Annotated in this window: 3 protein-coding genes, 1 pseudogene and 1 riboswitch; of the genes and pseudogenes, 2 read left to right on the forward strand and 2 right to left on the reverse strand. The window is 51.2% G+C overall.

The features are described 5' to 3' along the window. A pseudogene (locus tag AC2VE5_RS24885) lies at positions 1–1,025 on the forward strand (MFS transporter); the annotation flags it as partial. Positions 1,026–1,171: 146 nt separating this feature from the next. On the opposite strand, the gene AC2VE5_RS24890 reads toward AC2VE5_RS24885, so the two are convergent. Beyond that, positions 1,172–2,046, reverse strand: a protein-coding gene (locus AC2VE5_RS24890; protein WP_486890291.1) for an IS630 family transposase whose coding sequence is annotated in 2 segments (ribosomal slippage) — positions 1,172–1,714 and positions 1,717–2,046 — 873 coding nt in all. Because the reading frame shifts where the segments join, the coding sequence is not laid out codon by codon here. A gap of 64 nt (positions 2,047–2,110) precedes the next feature. On the opposite strand from AC2VE5_RS24890, the gene AC2VE5_RS24895 reads away from it, so the two are divergent. Next, entirely contained in the window at positions 2,111–2,344 is a 234-nt protein-coding gene (locus tag AC2VE5_RS24895; RefSeq protein WP_486890293.1) for an SOS response-associated peptidase, read from the forward strand. Between the two features lie 3 nt (positions 2,345–2,347). Here the strand turns inward: AC2VE5_RS24895 and AC2VE5_RS24900 are convergent, their stop codons facing one another. Continuing rightward, a complete protein-coding gene (locus AC2VE5_RS24900) occupies positions 2,348–2,932 on the reverse strand; it encodes a GIY-YIG nuclease family protein (protein ID WP_486890292.1) in 585 nt (194 codons plus the stop codon). 132 nt (positions 2,933–3,064) lie between these two features. Further along, positions 3,065–3,159: riboswitch (cyclic di-GMP riboswitch) on the reverse strand. Between the last annotated feature and the right edge of the window lie 112 nt (positions 3,160–3,271).

Genomic DNA, 3,271 nt, shown 5'->3' on the forward strand with positions numbered 1-3,271 from the left:
ACAAAACCACCAACACACTTGCCGAGTATCTTCGCAATACCGACCGGTCAGAACTCAACCCAGAAGGGATTCAGCGCGATCTATCTTTACTGCTAGACGATCCCAAGCTGGGGGCCTCAGCTCTCCGGAGTCGGCTGTCCCAGGTTGATCGGGAGACCCTGGTTCAATTGCTTAGCCAGCGGGAAGATCTCAGCGAAGAACAAGTTAATCAAATTATTGATCAGACCCTAGAAACCATTCGCCGGACTATCCGGGCTCCTCGCCGTTGGGCGCTGCGGACCCAAACTCAGGTGCGCGACTTTGAAGCCGGTCTAGAAAGTTACCTGCGCAATACGCAAAAAGATGAGCTGAACCCGGAGGGTATTAAGCGTGATCTGCAATTATTGGTTCGTGATCCCCGGGGAGGGTTAGAAAGCTTAAGCGATCGCTTCTCGCGGTTTGATCGCGCTACCTTTGTTGCCCTGCTTTCGCAGCGGCAGGACATGACTGAGGAAGAAGCTAATCGGATTGCTGACCAGATTGAATCAACCCGATCTCAAATTGTTGAGCAGGTGCGGGACGTTCAACGTCGGATTCAAAGGGTGATTGATAGCGTCTTTGCTCGCATCCGCAACTATCTCAACTCCCTAGAGCGGCCAGAGCTCAACTATGACGGAATTAAGCGGGATGTGCGCCAGCTATTTGATGACCCTCAGGCTGGCTTTGATGCCCTGCGCGATCGCCTTGGCGACGTTGACCGGGGAACCCTGGTGGCCTTGATGAGTTCTCGAGAAGATATTTCTGAGGCGGATGCCAACCAGGTTATTGACCAGATTGAAGGGGCCAGAAATGGTGTTCTACAAAGGGCTGAGCGCCTGCAGCATGAAGCTCAGCGACGGGTTGAAGCTGTCAAGGTAGAGGCCCAACGGCAGGCTGAAGAGACGCGTAAAGCAGCGGCCATTGCTGCGTGGTGGCTGTTTGGCACTGCTGCTATCTCCGCTGCTGCTGCTGCCATTGCTGGCGTTCTAGCGGCTGGGGGCTTCTAGACAGCTTCTAGACAGCCCGCGACTTAACTGAGCCTCTTGCTTTTAAGCCTCTCCACGGAGAGGCTTTTTTTATTGGGTGTGACTAGAGCGTGTCATCAGTTAAGCCAGATAAGTGAGGCCACCAAGTATAGCAGCCGCCACTATAGTTAGGACGCCATTTTGAGGACATGCTCCATCGCCTCTCGAAGTGAATCAAACTCGCTGATGCAGTGGCGAATCCGGCTTTTAAGCCATGACCAGCATCGCTCTATCTTGTTGAAGTCTGGCGAGTAGGGCGGTAAGTACCACACCTGAGCACCAGCGCTTTCAATAAGTGCCTCAATATTGCCCCCTTTATGAAAGGTGGCATTGTCCATCACCACTATCTGACCTGGCTTGAGCACGGGCACTAAACAATGCTCCAACCACGTTTCAAACACAACCCGATTGCACGCCCCTTCAACTGTAAAGGGGGCTATCAGTTGATGATTACACCAGGCTGCAATCATGTTGACCCGACCCAGACGCCGACCACTCTTAAGCGCATGAAAGCGCTGACCACGTTCGTTGTAACCATAACCATAATCTTCGCGATTATCCATTCCGGCTTCATCGAGATAGACCACATCATCAGGCTCAAGTCCTCTCAGTCGCTCCAGAAATACGCGACGTTTGTCTTCATCCCGTTCTCGGTAGCCGTAGGACTTTTTTTTCGAGTAAACCCAATCTTCTTCAAGGCTCGTGAGATCGTCCGAGCACTGATATCGCCCTCCCACAAATCGGCTAGCTGTTGCTGAGTTTTATCACCGTGGGCTTTGACAAAGGCACGAAACTTTCCCCAGTCCTTGATTTTATGAGTGTGCCCAAAAGAACGGCGTTGCTTTGGCTTGATATCACCTGTTTGAGCTTTACGCTGGAACCACAGATTGATTGTGTTACGACTGATTCGGAACATCTCGCTTGCTTCGGAGCGTTTGATCCCATCTAGTTCGATTGCATCGATGACTTTGCGGCGCAGGTCATCACTGTAGGGCTTAGCCATAGGACATCCTGGAAACAGGTCAATATCTATTCTATGTCCTAATCAAAATGGCGTCTGCTATATCATCACAACTGAGGCCAATGAGGAGCTAGAACCTGTTCATAATCGGATGCCGGTCATTCTCAATCCTGAAGATTACGATGCCTGGCTTGACCCGGATAATCAGGACACAGCAGAGCTACAGTCGCTTCTGCTGCCATTCCCACCAGAAGCAGTGGAGGCTTATCCGATCAGCACTCACGTCAACAAGCCAGCGAACGATAGCCCTGAGTGTATTGCTCCTGTGTCTAGTGCTTGAGGCTTAGATTAGTGAGGTGAAGGGGGTTGCCCAGTATTTGCGATTTTCTTTATTGAAGGGGGATCTCCATTTCTGAATCAGCTTGGCTTCGAGTTGTAGCCTAGGCTTGAACTGGGCAGGAGTATCCCACCAGAAAGAGAAGCAAATTGCTGTTTTAATCTTGTGACGGTAATTGGCACTGAAATAGTGGTCGAGGTAGGTTCTGCAATCGTGCTCGCCACTCCAGCGTTGGTGGGCGTTAACCGCCTGCCCGATGTAGAGCAACAACCCCGCTGCATCGTCAAACACAAAGTAGATAACCGGATGATCCAATTGACGGCTTTGGGGCGATTCAAAAAAACGTAAATTGTGGCGCTGGAGAGATAGCGGATCAATGGTCTCTGGGTCAGCATGGCTGCCAGTTAGCTCAAACAAATTTCCCTGAGTTGTGGGAGCGATCCTGATCTGATACTGGTACTGTGCGATCGCCCGCTTCCACTTCTTCAGCCGCTCCCTACTGATCTCAAACTGAGGTTCCTGGCTGCGAAAGCGAAGGTCGTTGGTCTTGCTTTCCAAGAACAGGAACGATAGCTGTTCGTCGTCAATCACAACTCTGTAAAGCTGGAATAAGCTTCTCCCAATTCTGGCATAGGTGCTTAGGTTGACTTTGGCTGTGGAACTGACAAGCTCGGTCTTGATCGAAAGATCATGCCCCTGTTGCAAAAAGCTGAGGAAAGTCCCTTCGGCACCAACAGCAACCTTACCTCCTGAAAAGCTTGGCTCTAGGTCTGTTGGTTTGCGCCCTGCCCTTTCGGTACATGTTGCCTTTTCGGGGACTGGTGCGGGCTACTCGGGGGGATTGGTAGCCCTACTTCACCCTGGCAGCTTTTGGGGACCGCTCACTGCTTCTTTAGATACATTTGGCAGCCAAATCTAGAGCTTTAGCAT

The organism is Aliterella sp. E5.1 (assembly GCF_057473825.1).